We start from the raw sequence: 19,580 nt of genomic DNA, 5'->3' as shown, positions 1-19,580 counted from the left end.
GCCGCACAGTGCCGACGCAAGCCCGGACCGGGTCTGTCACCGGCAGGCGCGCTGCGCGGAGGCGGCTGGACGGGGTGAGGTTCCCCGGGGGGTCGGTCACTGGGTTTCATTTCGCGTGGGCGTGGTGGTGACGATAGCTGAGACGGGTTTCGTGGGGTGTTCGGTAGTCGAGGGTGGAGTGCAGGCGGTGGTGGTTGTAGTAGGCGAAAACGGCGTGCCTGGCTTGCTGGCGGGTGGTCCAGGAGCGGGCGCCGGTTTCGGTTTTGAGGGTGGCGAAGAAGGATTCGGCGGCGGCGTTGTCGTAGCAGGACCCGGTCCTGCCCATCGAGGGCCGGATCTCGTGGGCGGCCAGCGTGGCGCGGAATTCCGTCGAGGCGTATTGGGCGGATTCAACTGGTCGTCGCAATACTCCATTGTGGAAATTGGGAGTGTGTTGTGGCGCAAGGACAAGCGCGAGCGGCGATTGCGGCCGGTCGGCCGCCGTTGCGGTCTCCGGGTCGGCCGCCGATCAATCGGCGTGATGAACGGCAGCGTTTCTGGCGGTTGATTGCGCAGGGGCTGTCCAGTGCGGACGCTGCGGTCGCGTGTGGCGTGTCGATGCCGTTGGGGACGCGGTGGTTCCGTGAGAGGGTGTTTCGAAACCCGGTGGCGTGGTCGGGCGTTGACTGTGATATCGGCGTGGCGCGCCGTTCGCTGGGCGGTTGTGCAAGCTTCCGCACAACACACGGATTCAGCGACTGACCACGCGGGTTTCGAAACACCCTCGGACGGAATCTGATTCCCTCAGGGTTCCCCTCACGGACAGCTGGGGCGAGCGCGCGGGCGGCGCAGCGAAGGATCCGCCACCCGGATGAGGGGTGCGCCACTCTCGACATACTCGGACTTCCTACTTTATGGTGTCCACAGGTCCACGGTGCAGGGAAGCCGGTGCGAAACCGGCGCGGTCCCGCCACTGTGACCGGGGAGTGCCGTCCCACGCGGGAAAAGGCCACTGGCGAGAGCCGGGAAGGCCGGGACGGGGCAGATCCGGGAGCCAGGATACCGGCCGTGGACGTCCGTGTTCGTCCACGAGGATGGAGCAGAACGCATGTGGCTCGCCCCTGCCTGCGTGAAAGACGCCGACCCGCCGCCGCGGTAGGTCCGCGCCGTCGTCCCGCCGCGGCGGGATCCGGTGCTTGTCGCGCCGCGCGGTCGCCGTGCGGCGGCTCTCTCCTGCGCTCTTTCCGAAAGGCTTCGCTGTGACTGCTGAACTCACGCACTTCGTCGGCGGCAAACCGGTTCCCGGCACGTCCGGACGGTTCGCCGACGTCTACGACCCCAGCTCCGGCGCCGTGCAGGCGCGGGTCCCGCTCGCCTCGGCGGCCGAGGTCGCCGCCGCGGTCGGCGTCGCCGCCGAAGCGCAGCGCGAATGGGCGCGATGGAATCCGCAGCGCCGCGCTCGCGTGCTGATGCGGTTTGTCGACCTGGTCCGCGCGGAGGAGGACAGCCTGGCCCGGCTGCTGTCGTCCGAGCACGGCAAAACCGTCCCCGACGCGCGCGGCGACATCCAGCGCGGCCTGGAGGTCGTGGAGTTCGCGATCGGCATTCCGCACCTGCTCAAGGGCGAGTTCAGCGACAGCGCCGGCACCGGCATCGACGTGTACTCGATGCGCCAGCCGCTCGGCGTCGTCGCCGGGATCACACCGTTCAACTTCCCGGCGATGATCCCGCTGTGGAAGGCCGGGCCGGCGCTGGCGTGCGGCAACGCGTTCGTGCTCAAGCCGTCCGAGCGCGACCCCTCGGTGCCGTTGCGGCTGGCTGAACTGTTTCTCGAAGCAGGCCTGCCGCCGGGTGTGTTCCAGGTGGTCAACGGCGACAAGGAAGCGGTCGACGCGCTGCTCACCGATCCGCGCGTCGAGGCCGTCGGCTTCGTGGGCTCGTCGGACATCGCGCAATACGTGTATTCGCAGGCCGCGGACCACGGCAAACGCGCGCAGTGCTTCGGCGGCGCGAAGAACCACCTGATCGTGATGCCGGACGCCGATCTCGACAAGGTCGTGGAGGCGCTCGTCGGCGCCGGGTACGGCTCGGCGGGGGAGCGCTGCATGGCGATTTCGGTCGCGGTGCCGGTCGGCGAAGCGACCGCGGACGCGCTGGTGGAGCGGCTGGCCGCCCGGGTGAAGACGCTCAAGGTCGGCGCCGCGCTGGACGAGACCGCCGATTTCGGCCCATTGGTCAGCTCGGCCGCGGTGCAGCGGGTGCGGGACTACGTGGACCTCGGCGTCGCCGAGGGCGCGGAACTGGTGGTGGACGGCCGGGACGTCGTGGTCGAGGGGCACGAGAACGGGTTCTTCCTCGGCGGCTGCCTGTTCGACAAAGTCACGCCGGACATGCGGATCTACCGCGAGGAGATCTTCGGCCCGGTGCTGGCGGTGGTGCGCGCGGCCGGCTACGAGGAGGCGCTGCGGCTGCCGAGCGAGCACGAATACGGCAACGGCGTCGCGATCTTCACCCGCGACGGCGACACCGCCCGCGACTTCACCGCGCGGGTCGACACCGGCATGGTCGGGGTGAACGTGCCGATCCCGGTGCCGATCGCCTATCACACCTTCGGCGGCTGGAAGCGGTCCGGTTTCGGCGACCTGAACCAGCACGGCCCGGATGCGGTGCGGTTCTACACCAAAACCAAGACCGTCACCTCGCGCTGGCCCTCCGGGACCAAGGAAAACGCGAGCTTCGTCATCCCGACGATGGACTGAGGCGCGCCGTGCATCTCACCGACGAGCAGCGCGCGCTGCGCGACACGGCGGCCGAATTCGCCGCCGAACACCTCGCGCCGCACGCACTGGAATGGGACCGGGACAAGCATTTCCCGGTCGACGTGCTGCGGAAAGCGGCCGAACTCGGCCTCGGCGGATTGTACTTGCCCGAGGACGTCGGCGGCTCCGCGCTGGGCAGGCTGGACGGTGTCCTGGTCTTCGAGGCGCTGGCCACCGGATGCCCGTCGATCGCGGGATACGTGTCCATCCACAACATGGTCGCCGCGATGATCGACCGCTTCGGCGACCACCGGCAGCGCGGCCGTTACCTGCCGCGGATGTCCACTATGGAATCTCTGGGCAGCTACTGCCTGACCGAACCGGGAGCAGGTTCGGACGCGGCGGCACTGTCCGCCCGGGCCCGGCGCGACGGCGACGAGTACGTGCTGGACGGCGTGAAGCAGTTCATCTCCGGCGCGGGCGCTTCCGAGGTGTACGTGGTGCTGGCCCGCACCGGCGGACCCGGCGCGGGCGGGATCTCGGCGTTCATCGTGGAGCGGGACACACCAGGGCTTTCCTTCGGTGCCAACGAAGTCAAGATGGGCTGGAACGCACAGCCGACCCGGCAGGTCGTCCTCGACGGCGTCCGGGTGCCCGCGACGGCGCTGCTCGGCGACGAAGGCGGCGGCTTCCGGGTAGCGATGTCCGCTTTGGACGGCGGACGGCTCAACATCGCAGCCTGCTCGCTCGGCGGCGCGGACACCGCGTTGACCAAGACGGTGCGCCACCTGACCGAACGCACCGCATTCGGCGGTCCACTGTCGGATGCCCAGGCGTTGCGGTTCCGGCTCGCCGACATGCGCACCGGCTTGGAGGCCGCGCGCACCCTGCTGTGGCGCGCGGCGGACGCGTACGACCGCGGCGATCCGGACGCGACGTCGTTGTCCGCGATGGCGAAGCGGTTCTGCACCGACACCGGCTTCGAGATCGCCAACGACGCGCTGCAACTGCACGGCGGATACGGCTACCTCGCCGAATACGGCGTGGAGAAGATCGTCCGCGACCTGCGCGTGCATCAGATCCTCGAAGGCACCAACGAAATCATGCGGGTCATCATCTCCCGCCGGATGTTGCAGGAGGCGGCATGAGCGACGTCGAGTTCCTCGTCCACAGCGGACTCGGGCGGATCACCCTGAACCGGCCGAAGGCCCTCAACGCGCTGACCCACGGCATGGTCCGGGACATCGCCGAGCACCTGGAAAAGTGGCGCGCCGACCCGGGCGTGCGGGCGGTCGTGGCCGAGGGCGCGGGCGAACGCGGCCTCTGCGCGGGCGGCGACATCCGGTCCATCTACGAGGACGCCCGCTCTGGCGGCACCGCCTCATGGGAGTTCTGGGCCGACGAATACCGGCTGAACGCGCTGATCGGCCGGTATCCGAAACCGTACGTGGCGATCATGGACGGCCTGGTGATGGGCGGCGGCGTCGGGATTTCCGCGCACGGCAGCCACCGCGTGGTCACCGACCGCTCCCGCGTCGCCATGCCCGAGACCGGCATCGGGTTCGTCCCCGACGTCGGCGGCACATGGCTGCTCTCCCGCGCGCCGGGCCAGCTCGGCACCCACGCCGCGCTCACCACCGCGCAGCTGTCCGGCGCCGACGCGATCCATTGCGGACTCGCCGATCGCTACGTGCCGGCCGGCCGGCTCCCGGACCTCTACGACGCCCTGGCGACCCGCACCCCGGACTCGGCACTGGACCTGGTCGCGGAAACCCCGCCGCCGAGCCCGCTCGCCGCCGCGCGGGAGTGGATCGACCACTGCTACGCGCCGGACACCGTCGAAGAAATCCTGGTCCGGCTTCGCGACGGCGGAGAAGCAGCGGTCGCGGCGGCCAAGGAGATCGAAGGCAAATCGCCGACCGCGCTCAAGGTCACCCTCCGCGCACTGCGCACCGCGGCCGCGCTGCCGGATCTGGAAAGCGCACTGGCCCAGGAATACCGGATCTCCCGCCGCGCACTGTCCTCCGCGGAGCTGGTCGAGGGCATCCGTGCGCAGATCATCGACAAGGACCGGTCGCCGCGGTGGTCTCCGTCCACAGTGGCCGAAGTGACCGGCGAACTGGTCGATTCCTATTTCGCCGATCTCGGCGACGCCGAGCTGACGGGGGTGCGGAACTGATGGCCGTGGCTTTTCTGGGACTGGGCAACATGGGCGGGCCGATGGCCGCCAACCTCGTCAAAGCGGGGGAGAAGGTGCTCGGCTACGACCCAGTCCCCGAAGCGGCGGCCTCGGCGGCGGAAGCCGGAGTGTCCATTGTGGATTCTCCAGCCGCCGCGGTGGCCGAGGCGCAGGTAGTGCTCACCATGCTGCCCAGCGGCAAGCACGTTCTCGACCTGTACCGCGACATCGTGGCGCTCGCGCAGCCGGACACCTTGTTCCTCGACTGCTCGACCATCGAAGTCGCCGACGCGCGGGCCGCGGCCGAACTGGCCGTCGCCGCCGGACACCAGGCGGTCGACGCCCCGGTGTCGGGCGGGGTCGTCGGCGCCGCGGCGGGCACGCTGACGTTCATGGTCGGCGGCCGGTCCGAAGCCTTCATCGCCGCGGAACCGTACCTGCACCGGATGGGCGCGAAGTTCGTCCACTGCGGAGATTCCGGGGCCGGGCAGGCGGCGAAGATCTGCAACAACATGATCCTCGGCGTCTCGATGATCGCGGTGAGCGAGGCGTTCGCGCTCGGGCAGGCACTGGGGCTCACCGACCAGGCGCTGTTCGACGTCGCCTCGACCGCGTCCGGCCAATGCTGGGCGCTCACCACGAACTGCCCGGTGCCCGGCCCGGTCCCGGCGAGCCCGGCCAACCGCGGATACCAAGGCGGCTTCGCCAGCGGCCTGATGCTGAAAGACCTGCGCCTGTCCCAAGCCGCCGCCGAGGCCGCCGACGTCCGCACCGCACTGGGCAAACACGCCACCGACCGCTACGCCGAGTTCGTCGCCGAAGACGGCCCGGGCCGCGATTTCTCCGCCATCGTCACCACACTCCGGGAGAACGGAACCGCATGACCGAGACCATCGCCGTCGACCGTCCGGCCCCACGCGTCGCGCAGATCACCCTCACCCGCCCCCAGGCGCTGAACGCGCTGAACCTGCGAACCATGCGCGAACTCACCGAAGCGGCCGCCGATCTCGACCGTTCCGAAGACGTCGGCGCGATCGTGCTCACCGGCTCGGACCGGGCGTTCGCCGCGGGCGCGGACATCAAGGAAATGGCCCCGCGCACGTACAGCGAAATGCACGCCGAGGACTGGTTCGCCGGCTGGGACGCGCTCACCCGCGTCCGCACCCCGCTGATCGCCGCGGTCGCCGGGCACGCACTGGGCGGCGGCTGCGAACTCGCGATGATGTGCGATCTGCTGCTGGCCGCGGACACCGCGCGCTTCGGCCAGCCCGAAATCACCCTCGGCGTCATCCCCGGGATGGGCGGTTCGCAGCGGCTGACCCGCGCGATCGGCAAGGCGAAGGCGATGGACCTGATCCTCACCGGCCGCACGATGAAAGCCGACGAAGCCGAGCGCGCGGGGCTGGTTTCGCGGGTCGTTCCGGCGGCGGACCTGCTCACCGAGGCAGTCGCGGTCGCATCGAAGATCGGGTCGATGTCGTTCGTCGCCGCGACGACGGCCAAGGAGGCGGTGAACCGGGTGTTCGAGTCCACGTTGGCCGAAGGCGTCCTGTTCGAGCGGCGGGTGTTCCACGCGCTGTTCGCGACGCACGACCAGAAGGAGGGGATGGCGGCGTTCGTGGAGAAGCGGTCGCCGGAGTTCAACCACGCCTGATCGCGTTCGCCCGCTTCGGCGGTGACGTGGCGAAGGCTCGCGTCACCGCCGAAGCGGAAGTTCCGCCGCCGTTGCCGCTCGCGGTCCTGGCGGCACTCCGGCCTGTGGCGCACCGAGGGGAGGCCGTCGCCGAGGCGGATGGCGTGTGGTGCTTCGATGATTCCAAGGCAACCAATCCGCACGCGGCGTTGGTCGCGGTGGAAGCTCACGAGCGGGTGAGCAGGCTCGCCGGAGGTCAGGTGAAAGGCGCGTCGCTGGACGCGCAGATCGCTGAACGCCTGTGCTGATCGGAGCGGATCGGGACACGTTCGCCGCCGCTCTGGCACGACATGCGCCCGATACGCCAGTGCGGATATTCGCCGCCGGAAATGAAGAGGATATGACTGCCGCAGTGCGGGCAGCGAGCATCATGGCACAACCCTGCGACATGGTGTTGCTAGGGCTCGCGGGATCTATTCGCGAACTGCGCCCATCGTGGCGAGGTCTTCCGCGAGCGCAATGACGGCCAGCGGAACGCGGCACCGTCCCGCCTCGTGACCCGCGGCCGGCGACGATGAATTCGCTCTCCGACGACCGCCGCGTGCTCAGTTGCAGGGAAATCGAGAAATAGCAGCTGATTCCGCGTGCCGCTGCCGATTTTGCTACTCAAAACGTAGCGAGTGGTGGAATTCGGAGGTCGACCCGGAGCCGACGGCGAGCATCGGGTGCTGGTCGCGGCGAGTGAATGTCCGCCGGCCCGCTTGCCCTGGCGCTCCGCTCCCTCCTAGGGTTGGGCGCGCTGGGGAAGGGCATTGGCGATTCTGGGCGGAATCGGCGTAACCGTCGAATTATGCCCTGCCACCAAGGGGAGCGACTGTGTTGCAATTACCGGATATTTTCGATGCGCAGAACTACGCGCGGGTGCGCAGTGCGCTGCCGGAAGCGCAGACCATGCCGCACTGGTGCTACACCTCGCCCGAATGGCATCGCCGGGAAATCGACGCCATTTTCCGTCCCGCTTGGCATTTTGTCGGGCTGGCTTCGATGCTGCCCTCGCGCGGCAGTTTCCTCACTGCCGAGACGCTCGGCCAGCCGGTGCTGCTGGTCCGGTCGGACCAGGGAATCCGGGCGTTCCGGAACAGTTGCCGGCACCGCGGCTCGATTCTCCTGGAGGAAGCCCAGGGGACCTGCGGCGGCATCCGGTGCCAGTACCACAGCTGGGTGTACAGCCTCGAAGGAAAACTGCTCCGGGCCCCGGGGACCGAGGAGTCGAGCACCTTCGACCCGGAGCGGCACGCGCTCACCGACGTGCGCTGGGCCGAATTGGAAGGACTGCTTTTCGTCACCTTGGACGAGAACGCCCCGCCCGTGGACCAGTATTTCGGCGATTTCGCCGAGCGGGTGGCCAGACCTTACCGGATCGCCGAGATGGCGTGCGTGCACCGGCGCAGTTACCATCTCGCCTCGAACTGGAAGCTTTACGTCGAGGTGGACATGGAGACCCTCCACACCAAGCACATCCACCGCGGGTCGATCGGCGAGCAACCGGTCGTTTCGCCGCCCACCAGCGGCGAGTGGATCACGGTTTTCCACGAGAGCGACCACACCCCGGCATTGGCCCCCGGCGAGCGGCACCTGGGGTTCCCGGCCACGCCGGGCATCAGCGGCGCGGCGAACCGCGGCACCCATTTCTCCGTGCTCGCTCCGGGGTTTTTCCTGGTCACCGCGCCGGACTGCATGTGGTGGATCCAGAAATACCCGGAGACGCCGACCCGGACCCGGGTCGACGTCGGCTACTGCTTCCCGCGCGCCAGCCTCGACCGCCCTGACTACGCCGAGGTTTCGGCACGCTACATCCGCCGCTGGGACCAGGTCGTGCGCGAGGACGACTGGATCACCGAATTCCAGCAGCGCGGTCTGCCCGGCAGCACCCCCGGCTGCTACACGCCCGAGGAACACGTGGTGCACCGCCTGGACAACTGGATCCTGGACCGGGTGCTCGGCGCGGCGGGCGACCGGACGCCGAGCGCGCAGGGGGTGCCTGGGTGAGGACGGGCGAGTCCGCGCCCGCGGAGCTCCGCCGCGGGTTCCGGCGGGCACGAGCCGGATCGACGGCGCTGCTGCTGGCCCTGTTCGCCATCGGCTTCTTCCAGCGGTTCGCGCCCGCCACGTTCGCCGAACCGATCGGCGCGGCGTTCGGCGTCTCGGCGGCGCAGCTCGGCCTCTTCGCGGCGGGCAATTTCTGGGTCTACACGGTGATGCAGGTACCGGTCGGGCTGCTGATCGACCGGTACGGCACCCGGATGGTGGTCGCGGTCGGCGGGGCGGTCACCTCGGCGGGGACCTTGCTGCTGGCCGCGGCTCCGGGGTTCGGCGTCGCCGCCGCCGGCCCGCTGCTGGTGGGGCTCGGCACGTCCGGCATCTTCGTCGGCCTGCTGAAGAGCAACGCGACCTGGTTTCCCGAGCGCCACTACGGTGTGGTCACCGGCGTCACGATGTTCGTCGGCAACCTCGGCAGCATCTTCGCGGAGGGGCCGTCCGCCTTGCTGCTCACGGCGTTCACCTGGCGGTCGATATTCCTCGTCGTCGGACTGCTCGCCGCGGCGACGACGGTGCTGGTCCTGGTCGTCGTGCGGGATTCGCCGGAGGAGGCCGGGTACCCGGACGTGCTTCCCCGCCCGGCCGCGCCCGCGCCGGCGGGCGGGTCGCGCCGGTTGCGGTCCGCGCTCGCCAGCAGGCAGGTCTGGCTCGTTTTCTTCGCGGTGATCGGCACCAACGGCACCTTCTACGCTTTCTCCGGCCTGTGGGGGGTGCCCCTGCTGCGCGACGGCTTCGGGTTGAGCAACGCGGCCGCCTCGGCCTACACCACCATCGGGCTGGTCGTGTACGGCTGCGGCAACGTTCTGCTCGGCGTGCTCTCGGATCGGCTGGGCCGGCGGCGCCCGGTGATCCTGGTCTGCTCGGCCAGCGCGGTGCTGGGCTGGGCCGGGTTCGCCTTCCTGCCGTGGTCGCCGGGCTGGTCGGCGGTCGTGCTCTACGCACTGGTGGGGCTCGCCGGAGCGCAGGTGGTGCCCGCGTTCGCGGCGGTCAAGGAGTCGACCGCGCCCAGTGCCGCGGCGACCGCGCTCGGGGTCGTGAACGTCGGCGCGTTCTTGGCGTCGGGAGTGATCCAGCCGGTTTTCGGCTGGATCCTCGACGCCCGTCCTGGTTCACCGGAGGCGTCGAGCCATCCGGTCCTCGCCGACTACCGGTGGGCCCTCATCGTCCCGCTCGTGCTGAGCGCGGCCGGACTGTGCTGTGCGCTCGGGGTGCGGGAGACCTTCCGGCGCGGCCCGGATCACTGACCTCCCAGCGCGTCCGCGACGGCCAGCAGTGCCGCCCGCGAGCGCTCAGTGCCCTCCGGATCCGCGAAGCGGCCGATGTCCTGCACGATCACGTGCCGGCACCCGGCCTCGGCGTACTCGCCCAGTTTCCCGGCCACCTGCTGGGGAGAACCGTGCAGCACCGCCTCGCGCACCAGAGCGTCGGGGATGCTCGCGAGCACCTCCGGGGCCTGTTCTGCCGGAATTTCGTGCGGCACATACGCGTGCGGCAAGGGGTAGCCGGCACCGTGTTCGGCGAACGCCGACCGGCCGCGATACAGCGCGACAGCCCGGACTTCGGGGCGCCGCAGCAATTCCGCACTTTCCGCTTCGTCGCCGCCGAGCGCGGCCCAGAGGAACAAACAGGGACGAACGGCCTCCGGATCCCGGCCCGCGGCCGCTGCCGCCTCCCGGATCGCGGCGAGATTCGACCGGTACTGCCGCACCGGCAAGCTGGTCGGCAGCCATCCGTCGCCGTAGCGGGCGGTCAGCCGGAGCATCTGCGGACCGTGCGCGGCCACATACACTTCGAACGGGGAGATCCCGGTCAGCGGCAGGTCCGGCCCCTCGGGGCGCAACCGGCCCTGGTCCCGGAGCGCGGCCAGGTCCCGCAGGGCCGGACGGATGTAGTCGAGCCGTCCGGTCCGTTCGCGGCCGGGGTGCAGGCCGAACGGGCGGAGCTGGCCCGGGTCGCCGACCCCGAGCCCCAGCAGCATTTTCCGGCCGCCCAGCCAGCTCGTCGTGGCGGCGGTGTGCGCGAGCGAGACCGGGCTCCGCCGCACGGGATCGGTGACCGCGACGCCGAGCGGCACCCGGCTCGTCGCGGCCGCGCCCGCTGCCAGCACGGAGAACGGCTCCAGCAGCAGGTGCGGATCCGTTTCCTGCACCCCGCGCGGCGCCCAGCCCTGCAGGTGGTCGAGCATCCACGCGCCCGCGACGCGGGGTTCGCGGTCCGCCCACCGGATGTCGTCCAGCGGATCGGCTTCCGGCCGCACCGAGATCCCGGTTCCGAGGGTCAGCACGGGACACTCCCTGGCAAGTCGACAGCGATTCCGCGGGATCCCGCCGATTTTTCCGGTCCGGGCCGCTGACCGCAACCGGCGGCCAGGCCTGCGCGATCGCCGGCCGAGCACCGCGGCCGAGCGGGCTGTCCGGCGGTGGCCGCGGCGAACTGGGACGAGAGCGTGTTCGCCGCGAGAGCCGCGGCCGGAAGCTGCCGGGCGCGCCGATCCGGGTGCCGGGCTGCCACCGGTGCGTGGCCCGGACGTCGGCACCTGGAACCTGTGCTGGAGAGCCATCCGAAGACGGTCAATCTGCGGGACGGCCGCCGCGCTGGCGGCCTCGCGGGGCGGGGACGCAATGGCCCGCGACGACGTCGGCGAGACCGTCAAACGCGACCTCGCCCTCGGGCAACGCCAGAGCCGCACTGGTTGACCAGCAAGCTCAGCGCACAGCTGCTGATCCTTCCCTCAGCCGTCTTCGTGGATCGTGATGACCATGCCCGGGCACGATTCCGCCGCGTCGCGCACCGCGTCGTGGTGTTCTGCGGGAGGATTCGCGGTCAGCAGCACCACGGTGCCGGTGTCTTCGCGCTGGTCGAAGACCTCCGGGGCGAGCACCGCGCACTGGCCTGCTGAACAGCACCGGCGCTCGTCGATCTCCACCTTCATCTCGGTTCTCCTCCTCGGGTTCGGCTGTTCTCGTCCAGGATCAGCTCGGCCAGTTCGGCGTGCAGGCCTGGCTCAGCGAAGGACTGGGCCCGCCGGTACAGCGCCGCGATCGGATGGTCGGCGAGGAACCCCTGCGCGCCGAGGGTCTGGACGGACGCCTCGGTCGCGTGCTCCGCGGCCGAGGCGGCGGCGAGCAGGGCGGTCAGCGGTGGTTCGCCGGCGCTCGCCCCGTCGAGCGCGGGGAGCGCCCGGGGGATCAGCGCGGCCGCGGTTTCGATCTCAGCGTAGACGTCGGACAGCCGGTGCGACACCGCCTGGAAACTGCCGATCGCGCGGCCGAACTGGATCCGGTTCTTCGCGTGTTCCGTCGCCAGCTCCAGCGCGGCTCGCGCGACCCCGATCGCTTCGCAGGCGGCCAGCGTCCGGTAGCGGCGGTGCAGTCCGGGCACGACGTCGAGTGCGGCGACGCGTTCGGCAGGCGTGTCTTCGAGGGCGACCTCGGCCAGCGGTCTTGTGGGGTCCATTGTGGACATGAGCCGGGCGTCCGCGTCGGCGCAGCGGACCGCGAACAGCGCGGAGCCCGGAACCAGCAGCACGCCGCCGGGGCCCGGCCACCGCACCCGGAATCGGCCGCGCAGCCGAGCCGAACCGGTAGCGGAGCCGCTGAGCGCGAGGGCGGCCGGGAGACCCAGGCGCAGCGGCGCGACGGCGGCGGTGATCAGCCAGGGCTGGGGAAGGAGCACGGTGCCGCTCTCCTGGGCGAGCACGGCCAGCGCGGCCGGGCTCAGGTCCTCGTCGAGCCAGCCCTGCCGAACCAGAGCCGCCCAGTCCGGGCCGCTGGCGAGCAGGTCGCGCGCGGCTTCGACCAGCGCGCGGTGTTCGGCGGCGAGCACGTTCACGGCCCGGTTCACCGTCCCCTCGGCAGGCCGAGCACCCGCTCGGCGAGGATGTCGCGCAGCACCTCGGAGGTACCGCCTTCCAAAGTGGCGCCCCGGCTGCGCAGCCGCGCGTGCCGCCACCGGACATGATCGGCGGAATCGCCGTCGCCGAGCACTCGGAACGCCAGCGCGGCCAGCCGCTGCTCGGCCTGCGACCAGCGAAGCTTGACGATCGAGGCTTCCGGGCCCGGTTCCGCGCCCGCGACCCGGTGCGCGGCCGCGCGCACCCCGGCGATCTCGGTCCACACTTGTGCGGTCTGGTCCCGCGTCACCGGGTCGCGGTCGAGGCCGCGCCGCCGCAGCATGGCCGTGAAATCCTCGAACTCGGCCGAAAGCGCGGCGGCGAGCCGGACGCCGAAGGTGCCGCGTTCGTGCGCGAGGGTGGTCATGGCGACCCGCCAGCCGCCGCCGACCGGTCCGAGCACCGCGTCGGCGGGCACCGGCACTTGGTCGAACAGCAGTTCGCCGAACCGGGTTTCGCCGGACAGCTGGCGCAGCGGCCGGACGGTGACTCCCGCGGTGCGCAGGTCCACCAGCAGGCAGCTGAGCCCGCGATGCCCGCGCGAGCCCGGTTCGGTGCGGGCGAGCAGCAGGCAGTGGTCGGCGACCGGCGCGCCGGTGGACCAGAGCTTGTGCCCGTCGACCACGAACGTTCCGGCGCGTTCGGTCGCGCTGGTGCGCAGCGCGGCCAGGTCCGAACCCGCCTCCGGTTCGGAGAATCCTTGGCAGAACAGAGTTTCCCCGGTCAGGATCCGCGGCAGGAAACGGTTGCGCTGCTCGGGGGTGCCGACGGCGAGAAGGGCCGGGCCGACCATGCCGAGCCCGATGATCCCCACGTGGTCGCCCCGGCCGGCCCGCACCAGCTCTTCGGCGACGACGGCGTCGAACGCCGCGGGCAGCCCGCGCCCGCCGTGCTCGACGGGCCAGCTGACCCCGGCGAACCCCGCCGCGTGCAGCGCGGAGCTGAACTCGCGGGTCTCCTCCCGGGTGGGGAAACCGGCGGACCGCTTCGCGGGCGCGGGCATCGCGGCGAGCCAGCGTCGCAGCTCGTCGCGGAACTCGGATTCGGCCGGGTTCACGAAGCTCCCTCCGGGAAGAAACGGTGGTGGGCACAGCCGGTGACCTCGTAGACCGCGGTCCCGTCGCGGCCGTCGGAGGTGTGCACGGAAACCTGGTGCAGGCCACCGCCTCGGCGACCGTAGGGCGCGATCCAGTGCCCTCGTCCGTCGACGGTCACCGAGCGGCCGTCGGAGAGCACGAAGACGACGCGGCCGCCGAGCCCGTCCGCGCGCTGTGCGGCGCCGGTGCCGCGCACCGGCTCCCCGGCTGCGTCCAGCCAGTCGAGGTCGTACCGCAGATCCGCGAGCGGCACCGGCTCCTCGCCCCCGTCGGGGGCCCAGCAGCCGTCGAGGTAGTGCCTGCGGCCGTCGGCGTGCTCCCACAGCCAGGCGCCGAGCATTCCGTCCGGCAGCTGCACCGCCAGCCAGATCCACAACGGACAGCGCGGGTGGCGGCGGATGCCCCAGGAATGGTCGCGCTGCCCCCACCACCGCTCGACCGCGACGGTGCGGCCGGAGCTGACGTACTCGCCGTCGAACCAGCCGGATTGCATGACCTGGCGCTGGTCCCACACCGGAGCGCCGTCGACGACGAGGGTGCCGCGGCGGGTCAGGTATGGCCGGGTCCGTGCGGTCCAGATCAGCTCCGTCCCGCCGAACCCCCGCGCGCCGGGGCCCGCGCGCAGCACGATCTGCTGATAAGGACGGACGATCTCCACCGAAACCGGGCCGGCGACCGGGGTGTGCGGATCGTCGCCGAACGGCCGCGACGTGCGGGAGAAGAACAGCTGCCCGTCGAGCCGGCCCATCTGGTAGCTGTCCATCGCGCGCCGGGCCGGGTTGGCCGCCATCGTCAGCACCAGTGCGTCGCCGAGCCGCTCCGGATGGTGCGCGGCGAAGAAGTAGCTCTCCCGCCAGTGCCGGTCCGGGCCTGCCACCGCCGGCAGCGGTTCCGGGATCTGGTGCGCGAGTCGTTCGTCGGCGTCGGTCAGCACATCGGCTCCAGCAGTCGCAGGGCGTCGTGGTCGGCGGCGTGCGCGGCGTGCCGTTCGGCCATCGCCGCGAACATGCGGTCGGCGTCCGTGCCGGATTCCACCAGCATCGCGCCGACGACGGTCATGTGCAGGCCGGACAGCGTGCCCAGCCGCAGCGTCCGCTGCAGCCAGCCGGCGGGCACGGCGGTCCGGTGCGCGCGCAGCGTGCGGACGTACCGGTCCACCAGCGCGGATTCGTGGGTCCGGCGCAGCTGCGGGTCGAGGCTGCCGCCGAGCAGGTAGGCGAGGTCCCGGGGACCGGGGCCGGCGGACATCGTCTGCCAGTCGAGCACGGTGACCGAGCGGCGCCCGCGAACGGTCCGGAACAGCAGGTTGTCGAGCCGGTAATCCCCGTGCAGCAAGGTGAACGGCGGTTCCCAGAGCGCGGTCCAGCCGCGCACCGAACGCTTGAACCGGGCTACCGTCGCCGCGGTTTCGGCGCTGAGCCGGTCGCCGAAGCGGTCCAGGAACCGGTCGCACAGCAACTGGTAGAGCGCCGCGGCACGCCGGTGCGCGGCGGCATCCGGGGGCGGCGGCAGCTCGGCGGACCCGGTGAACTGGGCGTGCAGCCGGGCCAGCGCGTCGACCGCGGCCTCGGCCTCGGCCAGGCTCGCGCCCGCGGCCTGGTCGCCGGCCGCGCCGTCCACCCAGTCCAGCACCAGCACGAACCCGCCGTCGTCGTGCGTCTCGGCGACGTGGCACCGGGGAACGTCGACGCACACCCGTTCGCCGAGCGTGCGGTAGAACCCGACCTCGGTGGCGTACTGGTTGCCGATCGTCCCGGTCTGCCTGCTCACCGGTCCCGCCGCGGGGAATTTGCCGACCACCGCCGCCGGACCGCCCGGCCCGTCCCAGGACAGTCCGAACCGGACACAGCGGCCGAGCCTGCCGCGGGTGAGCTCGGTGCGGGTGATCCCGGTCAGCACGCTCCCCGGCGCGGACCGGTGCAGGACCGCGCCGAGCCATTCCGGGGTCACGTCGTCCGGGCCGGTCACCCGGCGCCTCTCAGCGGAGGCCATCGGCGGGCACGGCGACGGCGGTGACGATCCGGCCGCAGGCGACGGCGTAGCGCCCGCGCACGGGCGCGAACGGCGCGGGCAGTTCGACCACGAAGCGGCGCCGGAGCGGATCGAGGCTCAGCCGCACGTCGGTGAACCCCAGGTCGGCTCCGGTCATCGGGAACCACGCCTTGTAGACGCTTTCCTTGGCGGAGAACACGATCCGGTCGACGTGCGCGCCGGTCCAGGGCAGTGCGGCCAGTTCCCGCCGTTCGGCCGCGGAGGTGATCCGGGCGAACATCCGGGGCGAGAGCGGGCGGTGCGGTTCCGCGTCGATCCCGATCGCGCGCACCCGGCACGCGCGGGCCACCGCGGCCGCGCGATAGCCCGGGCAGTGCGTGATGCTGCCGACGATCCCGGGCGGCCAGCGCGGTTCCCGGTGCGGTCCCCGGCCGACCGGCCCGGCGGGCGCGCCCAGTTCCCGCAGCGCCGTCCTGGCACAGCTGCGGCCGGTGGCGAACTCGGTGAGCCGGGGCCGCCGCGTCCGCGGCGCCAGCGCCCCGCGTTCCAGGAAGTCCGGAGCGGACGGATCGACGTCGGCCGTCGTCTCCGCCCCGGCCGCGGCGGCGGGAAGAACGTGCTCGATCAACGGAGCTCCCTCCCAGCGCTTGCGGTCCAAGTGAAAGCGGCCCGCCCGCGCGCTGTCAATCCGTGCAACCCGTTGCCGCGCAGGGGAACCAGGGTTGACCGAGGCGGCCCGGCGATGGTCGACTGACCGCCGCGGCAGGCACTTTTTCCTTCACCGGGACGGTTTTCCATGGCCTTGCACCTGTATTGGTTCATCCCCGGACACGGCGACGGCCGGGACGTCGCGCGCGACGGCGCGGCGAACGTCCGGCGCGATCCCGACGCCGGCTATCTCGCCCAGGTGGCGCGCGCCGCCGAACAAGCGGGCTTCACCGGCGCGCTGGTGCCGTTCGGGCTGTTCTGCGAGGACCCGTGGCTCGTCGCCGCCGCGCTGAGCCGGGAAACCGCGCGGCTGCGCTTCATGGTCGCGTTCCGGCCGGGCGCCGCGAGCCCGACGCTGACCGCGCAGATGGCCGCGACCTGCCAGCGCCTGACCGGCGGCCGGCTGCTGCTGAACGTGGTCTCCGGCGGCGATCCGGAGGAACTGCGCCGCTACGGCGATCACCTCGGCCACGACGAACGCTACGCGCGGGCCGGGGAATTCCTCAGCGTGCTGCGCGGGGCGTGGACCGGTTCGGTCGACCACGAAGGCGAGCACTACCGGGTTTCGGGCGCGACGGTGATCCGGCGCCCGGACCCGCTGCCGCCGATCTTCCTCGGCGGCAGTTCGGAACCCGCGATGCGCACCGCGATCCGGCACGCGGACGTGTACCTCGCCTGGGGCGAACCGCCGGACCGGATGGCCGCGCAGGTCGCCCGGGTGCGGGCGGAGGCCGCGGCGGCCGGCCGGGTGCTTCCGTTCGGCACCCGGATGCACGTCATCTCCCGGGACACCGCCGCGCAGGCGTGGGCCGAGGCCGACCGGATCGTGGCCGGGATGAGCGCCGGCCTGGTCGAGCGGAGCCAGCGGAGGTTCGCCGCGAGCGATTCCGAAGGACAGCGGCGGATGGCCGCGCTGCACGGGGGCAGCCGCGACGGGCTCGAGGTGCACCCGAATGTCTGGACCGGCTACGGCCTCGGCAGGCAAGGGCCCGCGGTGGCGCTGGTCGGTTCGCATGAGGAGGTCGCCGACCGCATCGCCGAGTACCACGAGCTCGGCGTCGAGCACCTGATCCTGTCCGCGCAGCCGCATCTGGAGGAGGCGTACCGGCTCGGCGAAGGCCTCATGCCGCACCTGCGCCGCCGCGGCGTGCTCGCCGCGCCCGAGGACGACATCGCCCCGGCGCGGCCGCCGCTCGCGGCCGGCACGCTCCGATGACCGCGGCGAAAACCCGGACCGCGGAAGAGGAATTGCTGCACCGCAAGCAGCGCCTCGCGGCGACGCTGCGGCTTTTCGCCCGGTTCGGCCTCGCCGAGGGAGTGGGCGGGCACGTGACCGCGCGCGACCCGCGGCGTCCGGACCGGTTCTGGATCAACCCGTTCGGCACGCACTTCGGGCACGTGCGGGTCAGCGACCTGCTGCTGGTCGACGAAGAGGGCGCGGTGGTGGAGGGCGAGGGCCGGGTGAACCCGGCCGGGTACACCATCCACTCGGCGATCCACCGGGCCCGGCCCGAGACGGTCGCCGCCGCGCACACGCACTCCCTGCACGGGCGGGCGTTCGCCAGCCTCGGCCGCCGGCTGCTGCCGATCTGCCAGGACGCCTGTGCGTTCTTCGAGGACCACACGGTGTTCGACGGCTATTCCGGAGTCGTGCTCGCCGAAGAGGAAGGCGCGCGGATCGCCGAGGCGCTCGGGGCGGGCAAAGCGGTGATCCTCCGCAACCACGGCCTCCTCACCGTCGGGGGCTCGGTCGAAGAGGCCGCGTGGTGGTTCATCGCGATGGACCGGGCGTGCCAGGTGCAGTTGCTCGCCGAGGCAGCCGGAACCCCCACGACCGTCAGCCGCGAAGCGGCGTTGAGCGCGCGAGCCGACATCGGGGCGCCCTGGCTCGCGCGGCTGAGTTTCCGCTCGCTGTACGCCGACCTCGTCCGCGCCGAACCCGATTTCCTGGACTGACCTGACCCGAGAGGGGAGCGGTGCACGTGCCCGAACGGACCGGGATCGCGGATCCGGCGGCCTATCGGAGCGGTCCGCCGCACGCCGAGTTCGCGCGGCTGCGCGCGCAGGAGCCCGTCAGCTGGGTCGAGGAGGCCAGCCTGCGCCGCCGCGGCCGCGCCGGCGAGGTTGTGCAGCGCGGCGACGGGTTCTGGGCGGTCACGCGGCACGCGGCGGTGGTCGAGGCGTCGCGCGCGCCCGAGGTGTTCTCCTCGGCGGCGGGCGGGCCGTTCCTGACCGACGCGAAATCGCCCGCGGACCTCGACCGGACCCGCCAGCTGCTGGTCGGGATGGACGCGCCGGAGCACGCGAAGCTGCGCAAAGCGGCCACCGGCGCGTTCACGCCGAGAGCGGTGCGCGCGCTGGAGTCTTCGATCGCGGCGCACGCGAAACGCCTGGTGGCGGACGCGGTCTCGGCCGGCGGGGCGGACGCGGTGGCCGATCTGGCCGCCGAACTGCCGCTGCTGGTGCTGGCCGACCTGCTCGGCATGCCGAGGCAGGACCGCGGCCTGCTCTACCGCTGGAGCAACAACCTGGTCGGCTTCGACGACCCGGAGTACGGCGGCGGGGACGTCGAGGCGTTCCAGCGGACCTTCTTCGAAGCGTTCGCGTACGCGATGGAGGCGGCGCGGGAGCGCAAGCGGCGGCCGGGCGACGACCTGGTGAGCAGGCTCGTCGCCGCGGACGTGGACGGCCGGAAGCTCACCGAGAAAGAGTTCTGCCACCTCTGGCTGCTGCTCGTGGTGGCGGGCAACGAGACGACCCGGCACCTGCTGTCCGGCACGCTGGAGCTGTGCGCGGACGACCCGGTGCTGCCGCGCGCCCTGCGCGAGGGCGCCGACCCCGCGCTCGCGGTGGAGGAACTGCTGCGCTGGATCACGCCGATCATGCAGTTCCGCCGGACCGCGACGCGCGACACCGAACTCGACGGCCGCCGGATCGCGGCCGGGGACAAGGTCGTCCTCTACTACGTCTCCGCCAACCGCGACGAGCGCGCGTTCGCCCGGCCCGAGCGGTTCGACCCGGCCCGCCCCGACGTCCGGCACCTGGCCTTCGGGGCGGGGCCGCACTACTGCCTCGGCGCGCACCTGGCCCGCGCCGAGGGGATCGCGTTCCTGCGGGAGCTGGCACCGCATCTGCCGCTGCTGCGCCGGGCGGGCGGGACGGTGCGGCTCGAATCGAACTTCATGAACGGCATCAAGGCGCTCCCGCTCGTGTTCGGGTGAGCAAACGCGGAAATGTGGCA

The 19,580-nt window shown here is 71.8% G+C and carries 18 protein-coding genes, 1 pseudogene and 1 riboswitch; of the genes and pseudogenes, 11 read left to right on the top strand and 8 right to left on the bottom strand.

Features of this window, described 5'->3' with window-relative positions; genetic code table 11:
• Positions 1-106 precede the first annotated feature (106 nt).
• Positions 107-385, bottom strand: a pseudogene (locus tag A4R44_RS30550) (integrase core domain-containing protein); the annotation flags it as partial.
• A 492-nt stretch (positions 386-877) separates the two neighbouring features.
• A riboswitch (cobalamin riboswitch) is annotated at positions 878-1,065 on the top strand.
• A 173-nt stretch (positions 1,066-1,238) separates the two neighbouring features.
• On the opposite strand from A4R44_RS30550, the gene A4R44_RS30545 reads away from it, so the two are divergent.
• The 8 genes from A4R44_RS30545 (at position 1,239) to A4R44_RS30510 (ending at position 9,894) form a co-directional block, all read left to right on the top strand.
• Positions 1,239-2,738, top strand: a complete 1,500-nt coding sequence (locus A4R44_RS30545) for a CoA-acylating methylmalonate-semialdehyde dehydrogenase (protein ID WP_067588618.1) — start codon at positions 1,239-1,241, stop codon at positions 2,736-2,738.
• A gap of 8 nt (positions 2,739-2,746) precedes the next feature.
• A complete protein-coding gene (locus A4R44_RS30540; protein WP_067588424.1) occupies positions 2,747-3,886 on the top strand; it encodes an acyl-CoA dehydrogenase family protein in 1,140 nt (379 codons plus the stop codon).
• Positions 3,883-4,917, top strand: a complete 1,035-nt coding sequence (locus tag A4R44_RS30535) for an enoyl-CoA hydratase/isomerase family protein (protein ID WP_067588422.1) — start codon at positions 3,883-3,885, stop codon at positions 4,915-4,917. Before A4R44_RS30540 ends, A4R44_RS30535 begins: the two co-directional genes overlap by 4 nt.
• Complete coding sequence (gene mmsB / locus A4R44_RS30530; RefSeq protein WP_067588419.1) at positions 4,917-5,801, top strand: 3-hydroxyisobutyrate dehydrogenase; 885 nt, start codon at positions 4,917-4,919, stop codon at positions 5,799-5,801. The genes A4R44_RS30535 and mmsB overlap by 1 nt, the downstream gene beginning before the upstream one ends.
• The gene (locus A4R44_RS30525; RefSeq protein WP_067588418.1) at positions 5,798-6,571 is read left to right on the top strand and encodes an enoyl-CoA hydratase; all 774 of its coding nucleotides are present in this window, start codon (positions 5,798-5,800) and stop codon (positions 6,569-6,571) included. The genes mmsB and A4R44_RS30525 overlap by 4 nt, the downstream gene beginning before the upstream one ends.
• A 26-nt stretch (positions 6,572-6,597) precedes the next feature.
• Positions 6,598-6,858, top strand: coding sequence for a hypothetical protein (locus tag A4R44_RS30520; protein WP_067588417.1), 261 nt, complete (start codon positions 6,598-6,600; stop codon positions 6,856-6,858).
• 568 nt (positions 6,859-7,426) lie between these two features.
• On the top strand, positions 7,427-8,599 hold the full coding sequence (locus tag A4R44_RS30515) for an aromatic ring-hydroxylating dioxygenase subunit alpha (RefSeq protein ID WP_067588413.1): 1,173 nt from the start codon (positions 7,427-7,429) through the stop codon (positions 8,597-8,599).
• Positions 8,596-9,894, top strand: coding sequence for a nitrate/nitrite transporter (locus A4R44_RS30510; protein WP_157905040.1), 1,299 nt, complete (start codon positions 8,596-8,598; stop codon positions 9,892-9,894). Before A4R44_RS30515 ends, A4R44_RS30510 begins: the two co-directional genes overlap by 4 nt.
• Here the strand turns inward: A4R44_RS30510 and A4R44_RS30505 are convergent.
• The 7 genes from A4R44_RS30505 to A4R44_RS30475 form a co-directional block, all read right to left on the bottom strand.
• Positions 9,888-10,934, bottom strand: coding sequence for an LLM class flavin-dependent oxidoreductase (locus A4R44_RS30505; RefSeq protein WP_067588411.1), 1,047 nt, complete (start codon positions 10,932-10,934; stop codon positions 9,888-9,890). The two genes, A4R44_RS30510 and A4R44_RS30505, sit on opposite strands and share 7 nt — an antisense overlap.
• A 447-nt stretch (positions 10,935-11,381) precedes the next feature.
• Positions 11,382-11,582 carry a ferredoxin gene (locus A4R44_RS30500; protein WP_067588409.1) on the bottom strand — a complete coding sequence of 67 codons (201 nt, stop codon included), beginning with the start codon at positions 11,580-11,582 and terminating at the stop codon, positions 11,382-11,384.
• Complete coding sequence (locus A4R44_RS30495; protein WP_067588407.1) at positions 11,579-12,493, bottom strand: acyl-CoA dehydrogenase family protein; 915 nt, start codon at positions 12,491-12,493, stop codon at positions 11,579-11,581. The genes A4R44_RS30500 and A4R44_RS30495 overlap by 4 nt, the downstream gene beginning before the upstream one ends.
• A complete protein-coding gene (locus A4R44_RS30490) occupies positions 12,490-13,599 on the bottom strand; it encodes an acyl-CoA dehydrogenase family protein (protein WP_067588405.1) in 1,110 nt (369 codons plus the stop codon). Before A4R44_RS30490 ends, A4R44_RS30495 begins: the two co-directional genes overlap by 4 nt.
• A complete protein-coding gene (locus A4R44_RS30485) occupies positions 13,596-14,573 on the bottom strand; it encodes a hypothetical protein (RefSeq protein WP_067588402.1) in 978 nt (325 codons plus the stop codon). The genes A4R44_RS30490 and A4R44_RS30485 overlap by 4 nt, the downstream gene beginning before the upstream one ends.
• On the bottom strand, positions 14,567-15,607 hold the full coding sequence (locus A4R44_RS30480; RefSeq protein ID WP_157905039.1) for a phosphotransferase family protein: 1,041 nt from the start codon (positions 15,605-15,607) through the stop codon (positions 14,567-14,569). Before A4R44_RS30480 ends, A4R44_RS30485 begins: the two co-directional genes overlap by 7 nt.
• A gap of 10 nt (positions 15,608-15,617) precedes the next feature.
• Positions 15,618-16,259, bottom strand: coding sequence for a 4'-phosphopantetheinyl transferase (locus tag A4R44_RS30475; RefSeq protein ID WP_067588614.1), 642 nt, complete (start codon positions 16,257-16,259; stop codon positions 15,618-15,620).
• A gap of 168 nt (positions 16,260-16,427) precedes the next feature.
• On the opposite strand from A4R44_RS30475, the gene A4R44_RS30470 reads away from it, so the two are divergent.
• Genes A4R44_RS30470 through A4R44_RS30460 form a run of 3 tightly spaced genes read left to right on the top strand, consistent with a single transcriptional unit; the run spans position 16,428 to position 19,560 of the window.
• Positions 16,428-17,555, top strand: a complete 1,128-nt coding sequence (locus A4R44_RS30470; protein WP_067588400.1) for an LLM class flavin-dependent oxidoreductase — start codon at positions 16,428-16,430, stop codon at positions 17,553-17,555.
• Complete coding sequence (locus A4R44_RS30465) at positions 17,552-18,295, top strand: class II aldolase/adducin family protein (protein WP_067588398.1); 744 nt, start codon at positions 17,552-17,554, stop codon at positions 18,293-18,295. Before A4R44_RS30470 ends, A4R44_RS30465 begins: the two co-directional genes overlap by 4 nt.
• 26 nt (positions 18,296-18,321) lie before the next feature.
• Positions 18,322-19,560, top strand: a complete 1,239-nt coding sequence (locus A4R44_RS30460) for a cytochrome P450 (protein ID WP_232791850.1) — start codon at positions 18,322-18,324, stop codon at positions 19,558-19,560.
• Positions 19,561-19,580: the final 20 nt, after the last annotated feature.

This window comes from Amycolatopsis sp. M39, assembly GCF_001651785.1.
Taxonomy (GTDB): domain Bacteria; phylum Actinomycetota; class Actinomycetes; order Mycobacteriales; family Pseudonocardiaceae; genus Amycolatopsis; species Amycolatopsis rubida.
The sequence above is the reverse complement of the archived record's forward strand: the minus strand, read 5'-3'. Positions and strand labels throughout refer to the sequence as shown.